The following is a 23,205-nucleotide window of genomic DNA, read 5'->3' as shown; positions in this document are numbered from 1 at the left end:
ATGATCAAAGAAAAAATGCTTCCGATTACCAATAAAATCAAAGAATTTAAGATCATTTTTGCCGGACTTATTTTTTCCTTTTTATGGGCTTCAGCATCTACTGCAACCAAAATTGGATTACATGCCGCGCAACCTTTTGTGATTTCTATTTTTAGATTTATTATAGCCGGGAGCATTATGCTTTTCATTTCACATATCGTAATGACAAAACGACTTCCACAAAAAAAAGAGTGGATTCAAATCAGTATTTATGGTTTGTTTAATATCACTTTTTATTTGGGTTTGTACGTCATTGCCATGGAAAAAGTATCCGCTGGCTTGGGGAGTTTAGCTGTTGCAACTAATCCTGTTTTTATTGTTCTGATCTCGGCTATTTGGTTATCGCATAAAATCAAGTTTAAAAACATTCTGAGTTTAGTTCTTTGTTTTATTGGCGTATTTCTAGCGGCATACCCATTATTACAAAGCAGTTTTGCAACCCCCGGCGGCATACTTATTTTAGTTACAAGTATGATTGCTTACTCGTTAGGAACAATTTATTATTCAAAACAAAACTGGAACGGATTACACATTCTTACCATTAATGGGTGGCAAACCATTATTGGCGCAGTGTTTCTGCTTCCGGTTTTATTTTTAACCTATCAGGCCAACAAAAATATTTTTGATAGTGATTTTTGGTTTTCAACATCATGGCTTGCAATAGCAGTATCTATTGGCGCCGTTCAATTTTGGTTGTATCTCTTAAAAATCAACCCAATAAAAGCTTCCTACTGGCTTTTTCTTTGTCCGATATTCGGATTTTTAATTGCCCATTTTATGGTCAAAGAACCGCTTACTTTATACACACTATTTGGTGTTGTCTTTGTTATAATTGGTTTATACACCAGTCTTTCAGTTGATAAAAAAACAAAATAATGAACGAGGATCTATTTTTCAAAAACACAAAAACATTAATAGTGATAAAATCGTATAAAAATCAAATCAAACAACAAACTTAAATAGCAATTTTCTGTCATTACCCTTGTTTTCTACAAGGATATTGGTAGTTTTGCTCTATTAAAATTTAACCCCAAATTTAATCTACAAAACCCAATGAGAAAACCCATTTCCTGGTTTTTCCCTTTTGTTGTTCTCGCGAGCATAATTTTAGGATGCAGCGACGACGACTCACAAGGAGAAAACTACAAAGCCAATTATTTACCTACAATTGACGCTACAAATTTACCGGTTGGTAATTCCCCAATGACAATGTTTGAAGACAACGAAAGCTCTTCGAAAATGTACGACAATAAAGACCGATGGTTTCGTGTAAATCAACCTATGCAAATCATTCAAAAAGGAAAAGATTCTGTTCAGGTTTCCCTCTATTCTCCAGTTGGACTTACAGATGTAAAAATCTACGCCAAACTAGCCAACTACGACAAACGTTTTTTAATTTATGAATTTACAAAAGTTCCCGCTTTTCATCGTTCATTTCATCAAATTCCTTTAGTAAACGGAAAACATGATTATCAACTGGAAAACGGTAAAACGGTTACTATCGACAAAATTGACGGATTCTCTTCTGGCGCTATTCAGTTCTCGGTAGAATCTAGTGATCCTTTGTTTGCAAAATTCAAAAAAATCAAATCAAATCGACTAGTTCAATTCAGCACACAGTACCATATTAATAATCCTGCTGATGATCCTAATAAATTTTTACCAATGAATCCTGTTTTGGCAAAAGAAGCCATTACAATGATTATTAATTATTCGTACGCGATAAGTCATCCTTTGTATTATGACACGTTTATGAATTTTGACCGTTATAAAAAAGAGCAGGCAGCAACAGCTGGAACGGCTATAAACGGCGCTTTAAACTGGCACGGAAACGCCGAAGACAAAGATGGTGTTTACGATTATTTTACCAAAGCTCAAATTGAACAAGCATATAACACATACATCGATAGCCGAACGCTAAATATGGCGATGGTTGGCGGTGGTTCGGCCTGGGGAGGTGGAGCCTTAGCTTCGCAATGGGAATCTGGTTATGTAACCGGACACTGGAACGGCGAAATGTCGGTTTGGTCACACGAATATTCACACCACTGTGGGTATAGTCATAGTAGTAATTTAGCCAATAGTGGCGAAGGTGGAGGACAACAGGAAATGTTAACCGATTTTTACAAATACCTGATTTCTTTAAATGATCTTCCTTTTATAGATCCGGACATTTTAAAAGGATACTCTAAAACAGCGTATTTAAAAGGTAATTACAAAAAACCTGTGTTTAAAATCAATCCTAAAAATCCATTTTTACTAAAATATAAAGGAGAAGGAAAATGGAACTAACCTACAAAACTATCATGAACAAAATACCGTTTTTACTACTACTGCTTTGTTTGTTTACTAATTGTAGCAAAGATTCCGCAGACGCAAATCCAACAACATTTAATTACTTCTACCCAACTGATGAAGCAACAATAACTGCGGCTCAAATTGGAAACGGAACGGGAACTCTTGAACCAAGAGGAATGACAATTGCCAACGAAAAATTATATGTAGCAAATGGCAATGTACTCGAAGTTTTTAATGCTGTAACACTGGCTCACATTAAAACAATTACAGAATTTAAAAAAGGAACAACTACAACTCCTTTAAGCGAAATTACTTCTGTAGCTGTTGATAATGGTAGAATTTATATTGGAAGCCGTGAGTCCAGACTTTTTGTTATGGACGAAGCTACAAATGCAGGAATTAGTATTCTAGGAAACGGTCAATGGTGGCAAACTTTTGTGCACGTTTTTGGCGTTGTGGTAAGAGACGGATTGGTTTTCGTGAAAGAAAAAGAAACTTCAATTAAAGTTTTCGAAACTTCTCAAATCACAGAAACTAGTAACTGGAACTTAACTCCTATTGCAAAACTGAATACTTTAAACGGTTTTGACCAATTCTATTCGATGGATGTTGAAGCAGGAAATCTAGTTGTTGCAGGAAGAGATGCAAAAAGTTATTTGTACTATAACATTGCTGAGATTAAAGCCAATGCTGCCAAATCGCTAACGGAACCAATCAAACCAGTTACTTCAACTTTTGATGCTAAACCAACTTCAGTAAGTTTTAGTAAAGATTGGGCTGTAACTTCTGAAAATGTTGGAAGCGTTAATTACTTGCGTCTTTATCCAAAATCAGACTTTATGAACCGTAACTTTACGGCAAGCGTAAATGTTTCGGATGTTTTAGGACAAAATGCATTTGGAAGTATTGTAAGTGTTGTACAACTTAACGATCGTTTATTTTTATCTGATAATACCAATAAAAAAATTAGAGTTTTAAAACTGAATAAGTCTACAATTGCAGAACAGAATTAGTATTCTTTTTTTTAAACCATATAAGTTATATAAGTAATTTAAGTTTTCTGATTACTTAAAATTTCAATCTAAAAGCTCTAAAGTTAAAACTTTAGAGCTTTTTTTATTTATCCAACTATTGTGTCAGACTGAGCGGTCCCGAAGCTTCGGGAGAAGTCCTCACAACGACAAACCCGACAGGTTTTTAAAACCTGTCGGGTTTAAATCCAATCGACATCACAAACTCCCTTGTCAAACTAAGCTATCCCAAAGCTCCGAGAGAAGTTCTTTTAAAAACGAATACCTCTCAACAGCAAACCCGACAGGTTTTATCCCGACGCTTCGGGACTGTCGGGTTTAATTCCAATCGACGTAACAAAAAAAAAACTCCTATTCAAAATGAATAGGAGTTTTCAAAAACAAATCAATTTCTATTTTTAATAATAGTATTTTTTAAACTAAACCACGTGTCAACCAACCTCTTTTGTTTGCCGTTACAATAGCATAAGGCGTAATCCAGAATAAACTGAAAGTGTAAAACACGCTGTATGAATATGCCCAAAGCGAATCTTCAAGATTATATCTTTTAGCGTAAAACAAAACCGGAAAACTCGATACAATTAAGATTCCCAAAAGTGTAGAACTCAAAAACAATAATGGATGCATAGCGATAAAAAAGAACATAAAAAGCATGAACGGATATGCCATAACAATTTTTGTAGCTTGGTTTAACCATAAAAGTCGAGAACCAAATTTAGATTCTTTTCTAAAATCAGTAAAAACATATTTTGCCATTGCAATATTCTCACGAACATTACTTCTACTCCATCTAATAAACATTTTGTACAATCCAGTGTATTCTTCCGGAACGTTTGTCAATACATAAGCATTTCTTTGAAACAATACATGTTGACCTTGTTTTAAAATCATATTGGTCATTGCACGATCTTCACCAATGTCTGATGGTTGTCCCATAAATGTTTGGTTAATCCATTCATCCAGACAAGCAAAAACCGAAGTTTTTCTGTAAGCCGCTGCTGCTCCCGGAGTACAAAGTACAGAACCCAATTTACTTTCGGCAGAACGCATGAATTCAAAACTCATTACGAAACTTACATTAAGCATTTTTGGTAAAATTGCTTTTTTACTGTTCAACACATGAACATTTCCGGCAACTGCTCCACATTTTTCGTCCACCACAAACGGGCTTACTAAATTACGCAGCGTATCTTTTTTCACAATTGAATCGCTATCAACTGTTACAAAAATTTCTCCCATTCCCAGTTCAAACCCACGGTGCAATGCGTGACGTTTTCCTGCGTTTTCTGGCTGTTGAAAAATCGTTAAACGATCTCCTAATTTTATTTTGGCTTGTTGCATCCAGTACCAAGTATCATCCTTACTTCCGTCGTCAACTGCTAAAATTTCTAATTTATGAGCAGGGAAATCACTTTCTGCCAAACTCATTAAAGTATCCCAAACCAGTTTTCCCTCGTTGTATGCAGGAACAATTACCGTAACCGTTGGCAACATTTCGTCCGAAACGGATTCGATTGGTTTGTAGTTATAATACAAGTATAAATTGTATAGAAAAACTCCTGTTTGAAAGAAAAACAATATTCCTGCAACAATCAGGAAAGGCAATCCCCAAGAAGAATTTATTCGATCGATTTGAAACTGATCAAAATCAGCTTGCAAATGATACACCGAATATGCTCCAACAAATAGTAAAATAAAAGTACTCACCAAAACGAACAACCCAAACTTACTTTTGGTTCGTTCGCTTACTTTTTTTGATGCGACATTGTCATTACTAATACGAAAAATGGAACTTTTTAAGGCTTGTTCGGTATTAAGATCTGGATTTGAAGTATAAAACTGTTCTGATGTTAGGGTTTCACTTTTCATATGGCACTACTTTTTATTGCTTGCTATTGGGCTTTTATTTATTGTTTCCCCTCCGATGCTTTATTTTCATGTATCGGAAAGGATTTTACATTATCCCATTTTGCAAGGCTTGTGCCATTATTTATTTTAACTGGTTTCTAGCAGTTTAAGTGTTTTTAGTGTTTTTTATGTGTGTAATTATTATACGATTTTAGGATACAGTATACAGTTTTTGTTGGATTTTGAGAAAAAGAATAAACTAAAAAGTCTTTCTAAAAATTAGTCTTTCTTGATATCAAACGTAATTTTTCATTAAAAATTACTCCTCATACATCTCCATCCACAATCTAGTCTCTTCTAAATCCAGTTCCTTCTCAATCTTTCTGAAAATCTCTTCATTGACGGAACCAAATTTGTGCATGGATTCTAGTTTATTACGTTCAACATTCAAAAGATCAATTTGAAGTTTAGTAAAATCGTTGAAGATCTCGCCACCTATTAAATTTCCTTTTCCAAAGAAGTTGGCAGGAAGTTCTGTTTTTTGGAGACGGTTGAATTTTACCTCGTATTTGCTTTTTATATTGTGCAGCAAGTCATCGTTAAGTAATGAAAAATTATCTTCGATATGTGTAATGGTTTGCGAAACAATGGTATTTCGTATTTCATATTCTTCGGCAAGAATTGAATAACGTTCAATTTTTAATTTCTTAATCAGCCACGGCAAAGTTAATCCCTGAATGACCAAAGTCGAAAGGATCACACAAAATACAAGAAAAATAATAAGGTTTCGCAATGGGAATTTCTCCGTTTCGTTCATCATCAGCGGAAGCGCCAAGGCAGCCGCCATCGACACCACGCCACGCATTCCGGACCAACCGAAAACAATCATATTTCGGAAATCGAATTCTTCTTGTAAACGAATTTTTTTACTGATTACCCTTGGCAATAAAGTTGCCGGAATTACCCATAAAAAACGCACCAGAATTACGACCAAACTTACCGAAGCGCCCCAAACAAATAAAGACCAACCGGAATAATCTCCTATTCCTTCCATAATTTGTCGCAGTTGCAATCCGATTAAAATAAAAATTAATCCGTTTAGAATATTCGTTAAAACGCTCCAGATTGTTCCCGTCGTCATTCGGCTTTCGTGCGTAAAAATCGTTCCCGATCTCGCCGATAGAAAAAGTCCTGTTGCCACTACTGCCAAAACTCCCGAAGCTTCAAAATGTTCTGCAATTAAATAAGATGCAAAAGGCGTCAATAAAGTTAAAGTGGCTTCGATCACCTCATCGCAAACAAACCTTTTATGAATAAAACTCATTACATAACCCACGGCTAAACCAATCGCGATTCCTAAAACCGACATGATAACAAAATTTAGTCCGGCTTGCCAAAGCACAAAATTTCCGGCAGTAATAGCGGTGAGAGCATATTTGTAAGCCACAAGACCGCTGGCATCATTTACCAAACTTTCGCCTTCAAGAATAGCAATTAATCTGGGGTGTAAACCCAAACCTTTTGTTATAGAAGTTGCCGAAACAGCATCGGGCGGAGAAACTATGGCTCCCAATAAAAAAGCTAACGGCCAGGAAATATCATCTATCAGCCAATGGGCAGCAACTGCTACGGCAAAAGTGGTAAAAAACACTAAACCTACAGCTGCCAAAGTAATTGGTCTTATGGTTTGTTTAAAATCTGACCAACTCGTGTACCACGCAGCGTGGTATAAAAGAGGCGGTAAAAAAACAATAAAAACAACCTCGGGACTTAAAGCAATTACCGGAAGTCCAGGAATAATACTAATGACTACTCCACAAAGCACCAACACAATTGGAATGGGAAAATTGTATTTTTTACTAACGAGACTCAGGAAAGCGACTCCAAATAGTAACATGATAATTACGGTAATATTCTCCATTTTCTAATTGTTTTTGGTATTTGTGGTATGAGAGTACGAATATAATATTTTTAATTTTTCTTTTTTTAGCCGCAGATTAAAATGATTTTTTCTTATGCTTGTAGTTATTTTTGCACGCAGATTTAGCAGATTGAACAGATTTTCTTTTTTAGTTTGCGTGAGTATCTTTGTGTAAAACTATATCTCGTTTACTTTTGAAACTTTGTCAAAGTTTAAATCTTTTACAAAGTTGCTACGCCATAAATCATTATAATCCTTTAAATCTGTGGCAAAAACCAAAATCTCTTTTAACCTAATTTTATTATTCTGTCAATCATATTTATCTTAAAAAAATCTACATTTGACCCTTAAATTCATTGCCATAAATTATGATCCAAAAAAGAAATTATATTTACCTACTTGCCTTATTAGCAGTCTTTTTCTACGCACCACTTACCTATTCGCAAACAACTCCGCCAAAAACTGAAACGAAATCTAAACTATTTGAAGAAACCACTACCGATAGTGATTTTTTAATGGCCATTGAAAAAGCTGGAGAGGTTTTAGAATCTGCACATAACGACACTGAATTTGATGGTAATAGTCATCATTTGTTTGGAGATATTAAAAGAACTCAAAGCAAACTTGATCTTATTTTGGCAAGTTTAAAGGGTTCAAATCCTAACGTTCGCAACCAACAAATGTATGGTATCGTACTGAAAGAGATTGAGCAAGAACTGGATGAACAAAATGCAGCAATCAATGCCCGCAATCTGGCTCTTGAAAAAATTAAAAATAGAGTAATCGATTTACGCAAAGACAAAACCTTAATGGTACTTATAAAAGATACCATTCGTCGTAAACAATTTAAGCAAGAATTAGCCAATCTTAAAAACAGATACTTAAGTACTGATAGTTTAATGACCAAAAATCAGGGTATTTTAAACACCAATAAAAGGCTTACTGTCGAAAGAAAAATTGCCGTTTCGAATGCTTTAATTATGGTGGATACTAAACTTGAAAAATCAGGAATTAGTATGCTAAAAAAAGAATATCCTGCATTATGGAGTACTGATTCTACGGCTAAAAAAATAGTTGGGCAAAATATTAAAGCTAAAATAATTATTGAAGAAAATGTCGCGGCCTATTATTTAAGTTACAGAGCCGGAGGATTAATTACACTAGTTTTACTAATGGGATTATTAAGTTGGTACATTGCCCGTAATTTAAAATACCTCAACAATAATGGTCATGCCGAAAATCTATCACAATTTAATTTCAAATATTTAAACAAAGGCGTTATAATTCCCGTTGCAGTTATTGGTTTAAACATTGCCGTTGTAAGCAATTTATATGCGCCTGCAATGTTTATAGAGTTAATTCAGCTTGCGCTGTTGGGACTTCTTACTTTTATTTTTAAGAGCAGTTGGTCAAAAATTGCCATGCGCAATTGGGTATTACTTTTGGTATTATTTCTTGTTCTATGTTTCTTAGACTTATTTATTGCTGTAGGTTTTATACAACGCTGCGCTTTTATTATCATCAATATTTTAGGAATCCGTTACGGTTTCGTTCAACTAAAAAGTATAAAAGATCAGCTTTATATTAAGGGCTTTTTTAAATGGGCAACTATAATTTTTATTGGTTTAAATATTTTAGCATTACTTAATAATCTTTTTGGAAGAGTTTCACTCGCAAATATGTTGAGTTTAACGGCTTTTATCTCGCTTACACAAATTGTTGCCTTAAGTGTTCTTTTAAAAATAGTTTTAGAGATTATTCTCTTGCAAATTTATACGACGCGAGTAAAACGCGGTATCGAAAAGATTTTTGATTTTGAAAGTTTGTCAGACACGCTCAAAAAACCTTTTATAATTGTAATCACTTATATGTGGGTGGTTGTAATTGCATCCAATTTAAACTTTTGGGAATCCTTGCGTACTGGTTTAGCAGCATTACTAAGTCATCCAAATACAATTGGAAGTATCACTTTTACTTTAGGAAACATTGTCTTGTTTTTTATCATTATTTGGATGGCGCACTTATTGCAAAATTATGTCGCGTACTTTTTTGGCGAAATTGATGATGAAAACGAAGAAAACGTCAACAAAAGACAACATTCTAAATTACTAATTACAAGACTTGTTGTATTAATAAGTGGTTATCTTTTGGCCGTTGCTGCATCTGGAATGCCATTAGATAAATTGAGTATCTTACTGGGTGCTCTAGGAGTTGGAGTTGGTCTGGGACTTCAAAATGTGGTTAATAATTTTGTTTCGGGTATTATTTTAATTTTTGACAAACCCATTCAAATTGGTGATGTTATCAATATTAGTTCAGAATCTGGTCGTGTAAAATCGATGGGATTACGTACTACTAAAATAAATGCTGCCAACGGTGCGGAAATCATTATTCCGAATGGTAATTTATTATCTCAAAATATTACTAACTGGACGTATACAGACAACTTTAAATTGGTAGAAATTGCGATTGAAGTTACTGGAGATATTATGCCCGAAGAAATTAATGCAATTGTATTAGAATCATTGGAAAGCATGCAATTGGTAAACAATACAAAAACACCTCAACTTTATTACACTGCTATTTCTGAAGGAAAATTCAATTTACAGGTGAAATTTTGGTGTAGTATTTATAGAACCGAAGAAACTATTAGCAGTGCGAGACAAGTTTTGTTTAGTAACTTTAAAGCTAAAGGTTTGACTTTATCTACGTAAAAACTGTTCAAAATTCAGACTTATAAAAAATCCGTCACGCTAAGTGCTTGACGGATTTTTTTATTCAAACCTAAATTAAGATTTGCAGTTCAAACTATCTTGTATAAACAGTAATTATACCAGTAGTTTTGTCTTTCAATTTCAATTCTTTGTTCGTAAGATTCATAATATCGCTTGTTGAGCTTACATTACCAACACTAATTGTTAAATCGTTATGAGATCTTGCATAAGTTCCCGTAGTTTCTGTTAAAGCACAATCACTACCATTATAATCTCCAATAACAGCAGCATTACTCAATCTAAGATCTAAATAATCTCTACTGCATCCGCTTGCGTTTTGTGGTGCATCAAAAAGCACTTCTTTGTCCCCAACAATTGATCCTGTTTGGCTAAGATTGTATTTCCCTTGAATAGGAATGATTGTTTCCCCTTCATTATCATCACTACTACACGACGATGCAAATAAACCAATGCTCAATAATAATCCGAATAATATTCTTTTAGTTTTCATGTTTGATTTCTTTAAAATTATTTATGCTAAATTAATCTCATCATGAAACAAAGTCGTTATACAATATTTGGTTTTACTTACATAATCACCCTTTTAAACAATGTAATTTCTTACTTAAATAAATTTCGTTAAGTCAACGTCTTGAAAAGTCATTTACATCGTTTACTTTTTTACATATTTATCCAAAATATAGCGGGTAACTGGTCTCAACGGGCTGTTATTCTCAGGATGCCTGCCATGACCATTAAAAAAGTCAATTCCATTTGCTGTCTTCGCATACCAAATCATAGCTTGTCCATTTTTATCAAAACAAGTTGTGGTATCACAAACATTTATTTTTTTCAAATTTACAAGGCTCTTATCTAGAAGTTCAATACGAGGTGGCATACCAATACCTTCAATTTTCAAATCACAATCAACTATTTCGTAATGATCATTGGACCATTGCATACATTGTTTTTCTGGCAATGCTAAAAATATTATTGCAACTAATAATATTAAAACAGCCGCAATTGCAAAATATCTATTTTTTTTCCCTTTCGGTTTATCAACTAACTCTCCAAAAGTTTGTATTGATGTTGCTTCAGGTGTTTGCTCTAATTTTGGCTCTTTATTTTTCAAAGTTACTGGTTCTAAATATTGATTTTGTATTGGTACTGAATCTGTCTCTGCAAAATCGACGTTAGAATCCGTAAAATTTTCTATCTCGCTTTCTTTTACCAATTCATCAGTAGAAACTTCTTTAGGAGAAAAGTCAGTATTTCTAAGTTCATCTATCAGTTTCATATCTTCTTCACCAATTTCTTTTTTAAACTTATTAAGAGGTCTTGGATGAAAGTCTACCAAAATTGCTGCTAATTCTACGGTACTAATATTGGCTGGATCTTTATCTCCTTTATAAAATCCTCCTACTTTTTTAAATTTATCTGTGTACTGCCTTGAAGTATTTTCTTCCGGAGTAAAATCGGTTCTAAAAAATTTACGATATGTACTTAAATCATCCGTTTTTGGTTCTGAACTAAAAATTTCCCAACACAAATCTCTTAAAAGTGCTTGCGAAGGATTGCTTAAATAATGCGAATGCTTCCCTTCGACTCTTTCAATTTTAAATTTATTTCTAATTGCTTCTTTGTAATTATTTTCAATCTCTTCTAAAGTAATTTTTCTCATAAGCCTTCAGGATTTTCAGGATTTTATATCGGATTTCTCCGGATTTTTCGGATTAGACAGGAAAGTTAAGACATCCCGGAAATCCGTATAAACATTGGCGGAAAACCGTCTTTACTTTGCCATAACAAAATCAGTTATCGTTTTAAATCGCGGTTAAAACAAATGTACAAAACTGGTTTAATTAAAAGTGCGGAAAACCGTAAAGCGGAGTTTATTCCGGGAAGTATAAATAAAGTTTTATAGTTCTACGCAATTCACTTCCCAAAGCAATTTGGTATTGCCATAACAAAGTTCAGAACCTTTTTGAACGGCAATGCCCTTTAACTAAATTTTAAATCATAAAAAAATGAAAACACTATTTACATTGGGAGCGTGCGCGCTATTGAGTCTTACAATTTTTTCTTGTACAGCAGACGAATTTGAAACAACAGCTAAAAAAACAGAGGTAAAAAAAGAGATTACAAAACCAAATGCAACACAAGCAACTGGGGAAGAAGGACCAGATGATGATCCGGTAAATATCAAACCACCAAAAAAATAATAAAAAAAACTGTAATATTTCAATTAATTACTAAATTCGGGGAAAGTAACATTTATGCTGCGTTCCCCCTTTTTTTTTATATTTATATTTCTCTCGCTTATTTCCTGCAAAGAGAAAACAACCGTGCTGATTAAACCCAATAACTTTAAAAAAGAAGCTAAAACTTTACAAGAAATAGGATTAAATGAACTTCAAAAAAGCAATTATGACAGTGCTTTCTATAACTTTAATAAATCAAAAGTACTATTTGAATCTTCAAAAGACAGTTCAAACATCGTCTTCAGTTTACTTCAAATGGCCAATATACAGCAAGTAAATAGTGATTATTATGGGAGTAAAGAAACACTAACTGAAGCATTACCTTATGTTAAAAATGACAATAATTATATCGTAGCTCTTAACAATCTTTTTGGCATTGCTGATAAAGAGCTTTTTATATATGATGACGCTATCTCTTATTATAATCAAGCAGTAAAAGAGGCAAAAGACGAAGTATCAAAACAATCTCCTTTAAATAATATTGCCGTAATCTATATTAAACAGCAAAAATATGATAAAGCTATTGAACTCTTAGAATCGATCTTGAAAACAAAAGCACTTGATGAATTTGTAAAAAGTAAAGCCAGAGTTATTGATAATCTTGGATTTGCCTATTTTAAAAAAGGATTAAACGATAAAGGAATTCAGCTTCTTAACGAAGGTTTAAAACTAAGAACAGAAGCCAATGATGATTATGGAATTATTGGAAGCTATCTTCATTTAGCAGAATTTTTCGAAAAAACCGATATTAAAAAATCAAATCAATATGCTAAAATAGCATACGAAACAGCAACGAAACTTAACAGCGTAGACGAACGTTTGAGAGCATTATCTTTATTAATTTCTAGTAATTCGGGAACTCAATACGCTCAAAAATATGTTTCTATAAACGATAGTATTATTAGAATTAGAAACAATTTTAAAAACAAGTTTGCCAAAATAAAATACGATTCTAAAAAAGAAAAAGACGAAAATCAGAAACTTCGCTTAGAGAAAGTAGAGAATGAAGTTGCGCTGCAAAAATCTGAAATCGAAAAAATCTCATTTCTTTCCGGATTTATTATTCTGGGATTAGTGCTGTTTTTTGTCAAAAAAAACCATAAAAACAAAGCCCAAATTATTAAACTGGAAACTGCTTATGATACCGAAACCAGAATTGCAAAAAACATTCATGACGAACTAGCAAATGATGTTTTTCAAGCCATTACTTTTACGCAAACACAGTCTCTTACAAATGAAGACAGTAAAGAAAATTTAATTCAAAAATTAGATCATATTTATTCGCGTGTTCGCGGAATTTCGAGAGAAAATAATGATATCGATACCGGACCAAATTATTGGAAAAATTTAAAAGAAATACTTTCTACCTATAATAATGATGATACAAATATTAGTATTAATGGCATCGAGAAAATAAACTGGGATACTATTGACGATATTAAAAAAATCTCGATTCACAGAGTATTACAGGAATTAATGGTCAATATGAAAAAGCATAGCCAGGCCTCTGTCGTTTTTTTTAAGTTTGAAATTATCGCAAATAATATCGTTATCAATTACTCAGATAACGGAAAAGGCTGTGTAAAGGAACAAATTAAAAAAAATGGTTTGCAAAATATGGAAAACCGTATTATAGCCGTAAAAGGAACTATTACTTTTGACACTGAACCTGATAAAGGTTTTAAAGTAAAAATAACGCTGCCTAAATAAAAGCCTATGTTTAAAAAAGTAATAGTTGCCGAAGATCTTGAAGATATAAACTTAGGCATCGAGCAAACCTTAAAAGATTTAGAGATTGTAAATTTTCAACACGCAAAATATTGCGATGATGCCTTTTTAAAAATAAGAAAAGCAATTCTGGACAATGAACCGTACGATCTTTTAATCAGTGATCTTTCTTTTAAAAAAGATCATCGTGAAGTAAAAATTACTTGTGGTGACGAACTTATTGAAAAGGTTCGTGAACTTCAGCCTGATATTAAAATTATTGCCTATTCTGTCGAAGATAAAAGCTATCGTATAAAATCTCTTTTTGATAATGCCGAAATTGATGGTTTTGTATTAAAAGGACGGAATAGTATTGAAGACTTAAAAAAAGCAATTCATCTAACCTCAACTTCAGATCGAAAATTTATTTCGCATGATGTTGCATCTGCGCTTCAGGAAAAAAGCAATTTTGAAATAGACGATTTAGACATTGAAATTTTAAAACATTTATCTTCAGGAACTCCACAGGATGAGATTGTACAAATCTTTAAAGACTCAGGTAAAAAACCCAATAGCAAAAGTGCCATGGAAAAAAGACTTTCTAAACTAAAAGACTTTTTTAAGGCAAATAATACCGTTCACCTGGTTTCTATTACAAAAGATATGGGAATTATCTAATATTATTATAATGCCATTTTTAAATTATAAAGCTCCTTCGGGGGCTTTTTTTATTGCCCAAAATTAAAAAAACATGCATTATGGATTTCCGTAAAATACTGGTTTCAAATAGGTTTAAGTTTGAATTATTAAATCAATTTAAAATTAAATTATGAAAAAATTAGTCGTTTTATTCAGTCTGTTTTTCCTTGTTTTAGGAGGCACTATTGAAGCACAAAGTGGTCATTATAAAAATGGAAAAGGAAGTTCTCATAAAGGAGGAAAGTATAAGAACTCAAAAACTAATAACCATTACAAAAAAAGAAAGTAAAGTTTTCTACTTCGATTGACATGAAATAAGAGAAGAGTCAAAAGAAGTTTCTGAATTATTAAAAACTTTAATAAACTAAACTTAAAATCATGGGTTTTCGATTTCAAAAAAGAATTAGACTTGGCGGGGGATTTGGCTTAAATATTAGTAAATCTGGCATCTCTCCAAGTTTAAGAACAAAAATGGGAACATTTGGCAAAAGTGGCTATTCTGTAAAAACGGGCATATCAGGAGTACGATATCAAAATAGCGGATGCCTTGTGCTTTTTATTTTTACAGGATTTATCACTTTTTTAATTTATCACTTAAAATAATAGAATCAATGAAACATAAAAAAATTAAAATAATTTCTATTTCCACATTAATGCTAGCAGGCATTATAATTTCTTGTTCAGATTCAGGAGATTCATCAGAAATAACTTCAGGTTCTAGTTCAGGATCAAACTCAAATTGTCCCACAAAAACCTGTGACGATTTTAAAACTCAAGCACAAGCACAGGCAACTTATAACAGTAACAAAACGTGTTACAAAAATCTGGATCGAGATGGTAACGGAAAAGCATGTGAATCTTTAAAATAATAAACCCAAAAACATGATAACACTAGAACTTAAAAGCCATTTTTTGAGATTGTATCAAATGGCACTATCCGACGATCAGTTTGATGTATTAGAACTTCAAATGCTGTATCATTTTGCAGATGAAAGAGGCATTCCTAAAGAAGAACTTGACAAACTTTTTCTCAACCCTGTTAATACTGAGTTTATTGTTCCCGAAGCTCTAAATACCAAAATTGAGTATTTATATGATTTTACCCGAATTATTTGGGCTGACGGAAAAGTTACCGATGACGAATTAAATATGCTTAGAAAGTATTGCCGAAAATTTGATTTTATGGATGAAAATATTAATGATTTATCTGATTATCTTATTGACTGCGTTCAGAAAAACATTGGTAAAGAAGAAATTATTAGTCAACTAAACTCTTAAATTATGAAATCACTTACACAATTATTTAGTTTAAAAAAGTCTGACGATTCTACTTTTAAATCTTTAGAAGAAAATGAAGAGGACAGAGAACAAATTAGAATAACTTATTACCAAAGTGGTTTTGCCGCCTCGATAAAAGCGACTGGAAAACCAATTGTTTTAAAAGCATGTCTACAGAATTTATATATGAGTTTTGAAGATCAGTGCCGAAAACAAAAATTAGAGCAAGACAAATTAAAACAGCCTTATCGCGAAGAACAGGAAAAAAACAGAACTGAACTTAAAAAATCTGAAACCGCAATTGGTATTTACGAAAAGAAAGAACAGGATATTAACGACAATATCGACGTGATAAAAAATGAAATTATCGAAGTAAAACGCAATCCTGATAAATACGGAATTGAGGATGGTAAGGGTTTAAAAGCTCAGTTTTATATTGGTTTGTTTTTACTACTTCCTATTACACTTTACGTTTTAGTGTTTTATATATCGGCCTCTTATTCTGCTTTTTTCAAGGAATTTTCGAATGATAGTTTAACCGCCGCCATTTTTGATGCCGATGCATTGACAAATTCTTTTAAAGCAAGCTGGCTCGAAGGTGTTTTGGTTATAACAATTCCGTTTGTATTTATGGGATTGGGTTATGTAATTCATATGGTTCAAAAAGGAAAAGGTATTAAAAACATCTTAAGAATGATTGCCTTATTTGTTACTACGTTTCTCTTTGATGCTTTATTGGCTTATCAAATCGAAAAAAAGATTTATGAATTTAATAAAACAACTGATTCTGCTCCTTATAATTTAAATATTGCATTGGGTGAAGCAGAGTTTTGGATGATCATATTTGCGGGATTTGTCGTGTATATTATTTGGGGTCTTGTTTTTGATTTTGTAATGAAAGAATTCGAAAACATTGATAAAATCAGAGCTTTTATTAGAGGTAAAAAAGAAAACATGATTGATTTAGAAAAACTAAAAGCAGAATACATTAATAAGATCAATGATTTCAAACAGCAAATAGTTACTATAACAGGTAAGATTTCTGAACTTCAATCTAAAATTGATGGTTTTGTGTTCCCAGTAAAAGAGTATCTACATTATCATCATCAATACAAAGAAGGATGGTATCAAGCCATTGGTACTGAAATAGCGCTTCCTTACAAAGAGAAAGAAGAACTTTTGCAAAGCTGTGAACTTTTTTCTGAAGAACATTTGAGTAAATTAAATTTAACCGATCCTGACTTTCAGCATTTAGTATATTCTAAAAACTAATAAAATGAAAAAAACTTTACTTAAATATTTAGCGCCATTACTACTCGTTTTGTTTTTTTCGTGCAAAGACGATGAAAAAAAAGAACATAAAGAAACAGCCGTAAAAAGTGCCGTTTCAGAAAATTATAATATCAGCATTCTTGTTGATTTATCTGACCGAATAAGCATTAAAAAAAATCCAAATCCAACGATGGAATTTTATCAAAGAGATTTAGGATATATAAAATCAGTTTCGGAAGCTTTTACACAACATTTAAAGGCAAAAAGAATAAGGCAAATTAATGATAAAATGCAATTGTTTTTTAATCCCGAACCTCTTGATCCAGCTATCAATTCAATTTCACAAAAGCTAAAAATAGTTATTGATCAAAATAATGCTTCAAAAGACTTACTGAATTCTATAAACTCTAATTATGCCTCACAAACCTTAAAAATATATGAGTCTGCCATAAAAGACGATAATTATATCGGATCAGATATATGGCGTTTTTTTGATACTAAAGTAAAAGATCAATGTATCGAAAATAAGGCACGAAATATTCTTGTTATTTTGACAGATGGTTATATGTTTTATGAAAGTACTATAATGAAAGATCGCAATAGAACATCGTATATCACGCCAGAATTGATTCGGAAAAATAGTTTAAACAATAACGATTGGGAGAAAAATTTTAAAGATCAGGATTTTGGTTTTATTAAAATTGACACAGATTTATCAGACCTCGAGGTTCTCATTTTAGGGATTAATCCAAGCAAAAACAATCCTTATGAAGAAAAAGTTATTAAGGCATATTGGACTAAATGGCTTACTGAAATGAAAATAAAACATTTTGAAATCAAAAATGCAGATCTACCCTCGAATATGGATAAAATTATTAAAGATTTTATTTCGAAAAATTAGCCTTAATGCATAACAAAATTTTAAAAGAGGAGTTTCGACGTCCTCTTTTTTCTATTTAAAGCACTTACTAAAATGCCCCAATTACGGATTTCCATAAAATATTGATTTTGATTGGTTTTACATTTGAGTAAATAATCTAAATCACAATCTCATGGAAATTAACATTCAACTTAAATCGTTAGCAGATAAAATAAACCAGCTAAAAAGCAGAATTGAAACTGAAGAATCTACGAAACATGCTTTTGTATTACCATTTATAAACATTCTTGGCTATGATGCATTTAATCCGCTTGAGGTAGTTCCTGAGTTTACAGCAGATCTTGGTTTGAAAAAAGGAGAAAAAGTAGATTATGCTATTTTTCAGAATAATGAACCAATTTTGATTGTAGAATGCAAAAGCTGGAAAGAAAAACTGACTATACATAATTCACAGCTGTTTAGGTATTTTCATGTTACAAAGACTCGTTTTGCTCTTCTAACAAATGGTATTAATTATCAGTTTTTCACAGACCTGGATGATCAGAATAAAATGGATGAAAAACCTTTTTTAGAGTTTGATATTACTAATCTAAAAGAAAACACCATTAATGAAATTGCAAAATTCCATAAGGCTAATTTTGACATCAATAATATTGTTAGTAACGCAAGTTCTTTAAAATACATTAAAGAAATTAAAAAACAAATTAATGCGGAGTTAGAAAATCCATCGAATGATTTTACAAAACTTTTTGCTAATAAAGTGTATGCTGGTCGACTTACCGAAAAAGTTGTTGATGAATTTAAAGATTTGGTTCAGAAATCAGTAAATCAATTTATTAATGATAAAATTAATGATCGCCTCAATGCTGCTCTTACAAAAGAAACAATCAAACAACAGGATGAAGAGATCATAACTGTGGAAGATGAAAATAAAGTTAATACTACTGAAGAAGAATTAGAAGGTTATCGCATTGTAGTTGCCATTTTGCGACGAAAATTACCAACGAATCGAATTGTTCATCGTGATACACAGTCATATTTTGGAATTTTACTCGATGATAATAACCGTAAACCTTTGTGCAGACTTCATTTAAATGGAGGAAAAAAATATATTAGCTTGTTTTATGATAATAAAACAGAATCTAAAACTGCTATTACTTCAATCGATGATATTTATCAATTTGAAAAAGAATTATTAGAAACTGCGGCACTTTATGAAACGGAATAAAATCAGGTGTAAATACGTATTTTAAAAAAGGCAATTCTAATTAGATTTAACTCGACTCATTTAAAGTAACTTATCCTAAAGCCTATGCAAAAAAACTACTCTATTTTACTTTTTCTATTATTTATAATATCCTGTAAAAAAGCTTCGGCTCCACCTCCCGACCAAATCAATACTTTTTATAAAGAAGTAATTACAGCAGATGATAGAAAAACTATTACACCTGAAGAGGCAAAAACATATCATGTAAACACCAAGTATCAATACGAATACAGAACTGGAAATCCCGGGCATTATGAATATAATTATGATGTAAAGGGAATAAATGCCAAAGGCGACTCAGTTTGCGGGAATATTAATGTTCTTGGCAAATATGGGGCGGGAATTTTAATTCTCGATACTGTTGCAGATATTGAGATTAGTACAGAATGGGTTTCGTACGGAAAATTAAAAGCTGTCGATAAAAAAGGAAATAAATACGATTTAATCGCCAAATAAAATATCTAATGAAATATAGTTTACTTCTTCTATTTGTTTTTCTAACTTCTTTTCATCCTCCGGAAAAAAGTGTATTTATTTGTGGTTCTACCGGTGCAAAAAAATATCATTTTAATGAAAATTGCCGTGGTTTAAAAAGCTGTCGTAGTGAAACTGTAAAAACATCGCTTAAACAAGCGCAGGGTTATGGTTTAACGCTTTGTGGATGGGAAGATTAAAACCTTTCCATCTTTCCATACTTAATCATTTGATAACATACACTTTACAACTAATTCACATTAGTTTTATTAATTTGATTAAAACTAAATGTTATGAAATTCTTCAATCTAAATTTTCTGGTTTCATTCAAAGAATGGCTTTTTTTAAGAGCTATGCAATCGTCTTTCCTTCATTAATAAATTACACCAAAAAATAAAGGAAAACTCATTTGAATGAATAAAGCTGAGAACTCATTTTTAAACAAAGACCAATTTGGAGATGATTTCTTGTGGGGTGTGTCAACCGCCGCTTTCCAAATTGAAGGGGCACATGATGCCGATGGTAAAGGTTCGTCTATTTGGGATGTTTTTACATCGCAAAAAGGAAAAATAAAAAACGGACATCATGCCGCAATTGCCTGCGATTTTTATAATTCTTATCAAACCGATATTGACTTAATCCGCGAATTAAACATACCTAATTTCAGGTTTTCGATCAGTTGGCCCAGAATTATGCCAACAGGAATCCATCCTGTTAATCAAGCCGGAATAGACTACTATAACAAAATCATTGATTCGTTACTAGCTTCAGGAATAGAACCCTGGATTACACTTTATCATTGGGATCTGCCACATGATTTAGAAGTAAAAGGCGGATGGACAAACAGAGAATCTGTTAAGTGGTTTTCAGAATATGTCGAAGTTTGTACACAATATTTTGGCGATCGGGTAAAAAATTGGATGGTTATTAATGAACCTTCTGTTTTTACAGGTGCGGGATATTTTTTAGGAATTCATGCTCCGGGCAAAAAAGGTATTACGAATTATCTTAAAGCCATGCATCATGTTACGCTGGCAACTGCTGCTGGTGCAAAAATAGTACGAAACAAAATTCCAGATGCAAACATTGGAACTACTTTTTCCTGCACGCATATTGAACCTGCTACTGAAAGCTCAAAAGACATTGAAGCCGCAAAACGTGTAGATACTTTACTCAACAGAACTTTTATTGAGCCAATTTTAGGTTTGGGTTATCCGCAAGCCGATTTATCGGTACTAAAAAAGCTTAACAACTATATTTTAGAAGACGATTTAAACAATCTTTCTTTCGATTTTGACTTTATTGGTCTGCAATGTTATACACGCGAAGTTGTAAAATCTTCTATGTTAATTCCCTACATAGGTGCCGAGTTAGTAAGTGCCGAAAAAAGGAATGTAATTGCTACTGATATGGGTTGGGAAGTTTATCCTCCGGCTCTTTATCATGTGCTGAAAAAATTCAATAATTACAAAGGAATCAAAAAAATTATTGTCACCGAGAATGGCGCTGCATTTCCAGATACACTCAAAAATGGAAAAGTATACGACATTAAGCGTACTCACTATATTCAGGATCACTTAGAACAAATTCTTAAAGCCAAAGAAGATGGTTTGAATGTCGAAGGCTATTTTGTTTGGACTCTGACAGACAACTTTGAATGGGCCGAGGGCTACAACGCCCGATTTGGGTTAATTCATGTTGATTTCGAAACTCAACAAAGAACTATTAAACACTCTGGATTGTGGTTTAGGGATTTCTTATCCTGATTTGTTTCTAACCGCAAAGGGCGCAAAGTTTTTTTCTATTTAGACTGCTTTATAAAACGCAAAGTTCGCAAAGTTTTTATTTAAAAAACTTTGCGAACTTTGCGTAAATCTTTGCGCGCTTTGCGGTTAAACCTAAATTAATTCAAAGTTTTTTCTAAAACTTCGACAGCTTCTTTCCAATTATTCACTCTTAAATGATGCGTTTGGTTTATATTATGAGATGCCGTAAACATAATTGGTTTTCCCATACAATAATCCAGATTTTTGCTGTGATCGTCAATCATAAAATCGGTATTGATGATTCTTTTGCTTCCGCATAAAATAATATTTTCCCATTTAATAAACGGGAAATGTTCTCCTAGCCAATCCACTTTTTCAGCCAAAGAAACTGGAAATTCTGTAGCAGCAGAAACAATAAAAATTTCAAAATTCTCCTGTAAACGAAGTAAACTTTCTACAGCATCATCCATAACAGGTAAAGTTCTAAAAAAATTATCGGCGTTTAAAACACTACGCAAAAGAGGTCTGTCGAAAGCATCATCTTCGGCCAATCCCTGAATACTTTCTTTAGATAATGTAGTTCCGTGTGCTTTATTATAATGTTCAATAAGTTGAACTTCGATGTCGGCAAGTACACCATCCATATCGATTGCAATTGTTTTCTTTTTCATGATAAATTTATTTTGCAACAAATTTACGCAAATATTGCAAAATATTGCAATTTTAACTTATTTTTGCAATATAAATTTGCAACACATGAAAAAGGAAGAACGCCAAAAAGTAATTTTAGAATACTTATCAAAAGAGCACAGAGTTACTTTACTCGAGCTCAGCGAGTATTTAAATGTATCTGAAGACACGGTAAGACGAGATATAAAAGAACTTTCGGATCAAGGTTTACTAAAGGCCGTTCGCGGAGGTGCAGTTGCTCCTTCTCCAATTCCGCATCATTATAGAAAAAGGGAAAAACACGATATTGAAAACAAAAAAATTATTGCCGAAAAAGCCATTTCATATCTCAAAGATGGTCAAGTTGTATTTATTGATGGCGGAACAACATCAGTGGCATTAGTTGCAAGTTTTCCTTACGATCTAAAAATTACGGTAATTACCAATAGTTTTCCTGTTGCAGCATTAGTCGAAGATTTACCCAATATTGATCTAATTTTTGCCGGCGGAAAAATGTGCAAAACTTCCTTTACAACAGCCAGTATCGATACTATAGATTTCTTCAGAAATTTTAGAGCTGATATTTGTATTCTGGGTGTTTGCAGTATACATCACGATCGCGGACTTACAGGCGTTATACACGAAGACTCTCAGATTAAAAAAACTATGATTCAAAATTCTAATTATGTCATAGCATTAAGTTCTATTGAAAAAGTAGAAACAGCAGAATCTTATTTTATTGGTCCAATTAGCAATATTGATGTTTTGGTAACGAATGCTTCACCTGAAGAAGAAATTCTAAAAGCTTACAAAGATTCCGGTGTAATAATTGTTTAATTATACCAGCGCTAAAAAGACTTTTATTTCACGCAAATTTTACAGATTTAAGTAAATTAAAACTAATAAAATGGGCGTGTATCTGCATAAATTATTTTAAATCTGCGCGAAAAAAAAAATCGTAAAAAAAGCAAAAAAAACGACATTTTCTCCTGTATTTATTAGGTTTTCCGATAAGTTTTTCTTATCTTTATAGTGTAAATAACAGTAAATATATGCCGAAAAACAGACTTTTTAAACTCCT

General features: G+C 32.5%; 23 protein-coding genes. 18 read left to right on the top strand and 5 right to left on the bottom strand.

The genetic code is table 11. From position 1 onward, the window contains the following. The 3 genes from IW18_RS08890 (at position 1) to IW18_RS08880 (ending at position 3,350) form a co-directional block, all read left to right on the top strand. A complete protein-coding gene (locus tag IW18_RS08890; RefSeq protein WP_205625284.1) occupies positions 1 to 915 on the top strand; it encodes a DMT family transporter in 915 nt (304 codons plus the stop codon). Positions 916 to 1,092: 177 nt separating this feature from the next. Continuing rightward, entirely contained in the window at positions 1,093 to 2,331 is a 1,239-nt protein-coding gene (locus tag IW18_RS08885) for a hypothetical protein (protein ID WP_041517235.1), read from the top strand. Continuing rightward, a complete protein-coding gene (locus IW18_RS08880) occupies positions 2,322 to 3,350 on the top strand; it encodes a hypothetical protein (RefSeq protein WP_041517234.1) in 1,029 nt (342 codons plus the stop codon). Before IW18_RS08885 ends, IW18_RS08880 begins: the two co-directional genes overlap by 10 nt. A gap of 432 nt (positions 3,351 to 3,782) precedes the next feature. Here the strand turns inward: IW18_RS08880 and IW18_RS08875 are convergent, their stop codons facing one another. Together IW18_RS08875 and IW18_RS08870 are read right to left on the bottom strand one after the other, a co-directional pair. Continuing rightward, positions 3,783 to 5,237 carry a glycosyltransferase gene (locus IW18_RS08875; protein WP_041517233.1) on the bottom strand — a complete coding sequence of 485 codons (1,455 nt, stop codon included), beginning with the start codon at positions 5,235 to 5,237 and terminating at the stop codon, positions 3,783 to 3,785. Positions 5,238 to 5,535: 298 nt separating this feature from the next. Then, complete coding sequence (locus IW18_RS08870; RefSeq protein WP_041517232.1) at positions 5,536 to 7,137, bottom strand: Na+/H+ antiporter; 1,602 nt, start codon at positions 7,135 to 7,137, stop codon at positions 5,536 to 5,538. A gap of 368 nt (positions 7,138 to 7,505) precedes the next feature. Between IW18_RS08870 and IW18_RS08865 the strand changes: the two genes are divergently transcribed. Continuing rightward, positions 7,506 to 9,851 (top strand): mechanosensitive ion channel family protein, encoded by a 2,346-nt coding sequence (locus IW18_RS08865; RefSeq protein WP_041517231.1) that lies wholly within the window; start codon positions 7,506 to 7,508, stop codon positions 9,849 to 9,851. Positions 9,852 to 9,945: 94 nt separating this feature from the next. Here IW18_RS08865 and IW18_RS08860 read toward each other — a convergent pair whose 3' ends face one another. Further along, positions 9,946 to 10,362 (bottom strand): lipocalin family protein, encoded by a 417-nt coding sequence (locus tag IW18_RS08860; protein WP_041517230.1) that lies wholly within the window; start codon positions 10,360 to 10,362, stop codon positions 9,946 to 9,948. Positions 10,363 to 10,524: 162 nt separating this feature from the next. Then, positions 10,525 to 11,532 carry a hypothetical protein gene (locus tag IW18_RS22655; RefSeq protein ID WP_052480118.1) on the bottom strand — a complete coding sequence of 336 codons (1,008 nt, stop codon included), beginning with the start codon at positions 11,530 to 11,532 and terminating at the stop codon, positions 10,525 to 10,527. Between the two features lie 346 nt (positions 11,533 to 11,878). Here IW18_RS22655 and IW18_RS08850 point away from each other — a divergent pair, with 346 nt between their 5' ends. From IW18_RS08850 to IW18_RS08795, 13 genes are all read left to right on the top strand, one after another. Next, positions 11,879 to 12,073 (top strand): hypothetical protein, encoded by a 195-nt coding sequence (locus IW18_RS08850; RefSeq protein ID WP_041517229.1) that lies wholly within the window; start codon positions 11,879 to 11,881, stop codon positions 12,071 to 12,073. Between the two features lie 54 nt (positions 12,074 to 12,127). Then, positions 12,128 to 13,822, top strand: coding sequence for a tetratricopeptide repeat-containing sensor histidine kinase (locus tag IW18_RS08845; protein WP_041517228.1), 1,695 nt, complete (start codon positions 12,128 to 12,130; stop codon positions 13,820 to 13,822). A gap of 6 nt (positions 13,823 to 13,828) precedes the next feature. Next, complete coding sequence (locus IW18_RS08840; protein ID WP_041517227.1) at positions 13,829 to 14,497, top strand: response regulator; 669 nt, start codon at positions 13,829 to 13,831, stop codon at positions 14,495 to 14,497. A gap of 151 nt (positions 14,498 to 14,648) precedes the next feature. Further along, complete coding sequence (locus IW18_RS23195; protein ID WP_160113197.1) at positions 14,649 to 14,807, top strand: hypothetical protein; 159 nt, start codon at positions 14,649 to 14,651, stop codon at positions 14,805 to 14,807. 89 nt (positions 14,808 to 14,896) lie between these two features. Then, on the top strand, positions 14,897 to 15,121 hold the full coding sequence (locus tag IW18_RS08835) for a DUF4236 domain-containing protein (RefSeq protein ID WP_041517226.1): 225 nt from the start codon (positions 14,897 to 14,899) through the stop codon (positions 15,119 to 15,121). An 8-nt stretch (positions 15,122 to 15,129) separates the two neighbouring features. Continuing rightward, positions 15,130 to 15,387 (top strand): excalibur calcium-binding domain-containing protein, encoded by a 258-nt coding sequence (locus IW18_RS08830; protein WP_041517225.1) that lies wholly within the window; start codon positions 15,130 to 15,132, stop codon positions 15,385 to 15,387. A 13-nt stretch (positions 15,388 to 15,400) separates the two neighbouring features. After that, complete coding sequence (locus tag IW18_RS08825; protein ID WP_041517224.1) at positions 15,401 to 15,796, top strand: hypothetical protein; 396 nt, start codon at positions 15,401 to 15,403, stop codon at positions 15,794 to 15,796. 3 nt (positions 15,797 to 15,799) lie between these two features. Then, the gene (locus IW18_RS08820; protein WP_041517223.1) at positions 15,800 to 17,068 is read left to right on the top strand and encodes an ABC transporter permease; all 1,269 of its coding nucleotides are present in this window, start codon (positions 15,800 to 15,802) and stop codon (positions 17,066 to 17,068) included. A gap of 4 nt (positions 17,069 to 17,072) precedes the next feature. Next, positions 17,073 to 17,969 carry a hypothetical protein gene (locus tag IW18_RS08815; protein WP_052480117.1) on the top strand — a complete coding sequence of 299 codons (897 nt, stop codon included), beginning with the start codon at positions 17,073 to 17,075 and terminating at the stop codon, positions 17,967 to 17,969. A 151-nt stretch (positions 17,970 to 18,120) separates the two neighbouring features. Next, positions 18,121 to 19,176: a type I restriction endonuclease gene (locus IW18_RS08810; protein WP_041517222.1), complete on the top strand. Its 1,056-nt coding sequence runs from the start codon at positions 18,121 to 18,123 to the stop codon at positions 19,174 to 19,176. Positions 19,177 to 19,260: 84 nt separating this feature from the next. Continuing rightward, positions 19,261 to 19,671, top strand: a complete 411-nt coding sequence (locus tag IW18_RS08805) for a hypothetical protein (protein WP_041517221.1) — start codon at positions 19,261 to 19,263, stop codon at positions 19,669 to 19,671. Positions 19,672 to 19,679: 8 nt separating this feature from the next. Then, a complete protein-coding gene (locus IW18_RS08800; RefSeq protein ID WP_041517220.1) occupies positions 19,680 to 19,889 on the top strand; it encodes a hypothetical protein in 210 nt (69 codons plus the stop codon). Between the two features lie 213 nt (positions 19,890 to 20,102). Beyond that, positions 20,103 to 21,455 (top strand): GH1 family beta-glucosidase, encoded by a 1,353-nt coding sequence (locus IW18_RS08795; RefSeq protein WP_041517219.1) that lies wholly within the window; start codon positions 20,103 to 20,105, stop codon positions 21,453 to 21,455. Between the two features lie 137 nt (positions 21,456 to 21,592). Here the strand turns inward: IW18_RS08795 and IW18_RS08790 are convergent, their stop codons facing one another. After that, positions 21,593 to 22,126: a 5' nucleotidase, NT5C type gene (locus IW18_RS08790; protein ID WP_041517218.1), complete on the bottom strand. Its 534-nt coding sequence runs from the start codon at positions 22,124 to 22,126 to the stop codon at positions 21,593 to 21,595. 85 nt (positions 22,127 to 22,211) lie between these two features. Here IW18_RS08790 and IW18_RS08785 point away from each other — a divergent pair, with 85 nt between their 5' ends. After that, positions 22,212 to 22,961 (top strand): DeoR/GlpR family DNA-binding transcription regulator, encoded by a 750-nt coding sequence (locus tag IW18_RS08785; RefSeq protein ID WP_041517292.1) that lies wholly within the window; start codon positions 22,212 to 22,214, stop codon positions 22,959 to 22,961. The last annotated feature ends 244 nt before the right edge of the window (positions 22,962 to 23,205 follow it).

Source organism: Flavobacterium hibernum (assembly GCF_000832125.1).
In the GTDB taxonomy this organism is placed as follows: domain Bacteria; phylum Bacteroidota; class Bacteroidia; order Flavobacteriales; family Flavobacteriaceae; genus Flavobacterium; species Flavobacterium hibernum.
This window is presented reverse-complemented; position numbering and strand designations above follow the sequence as displayed.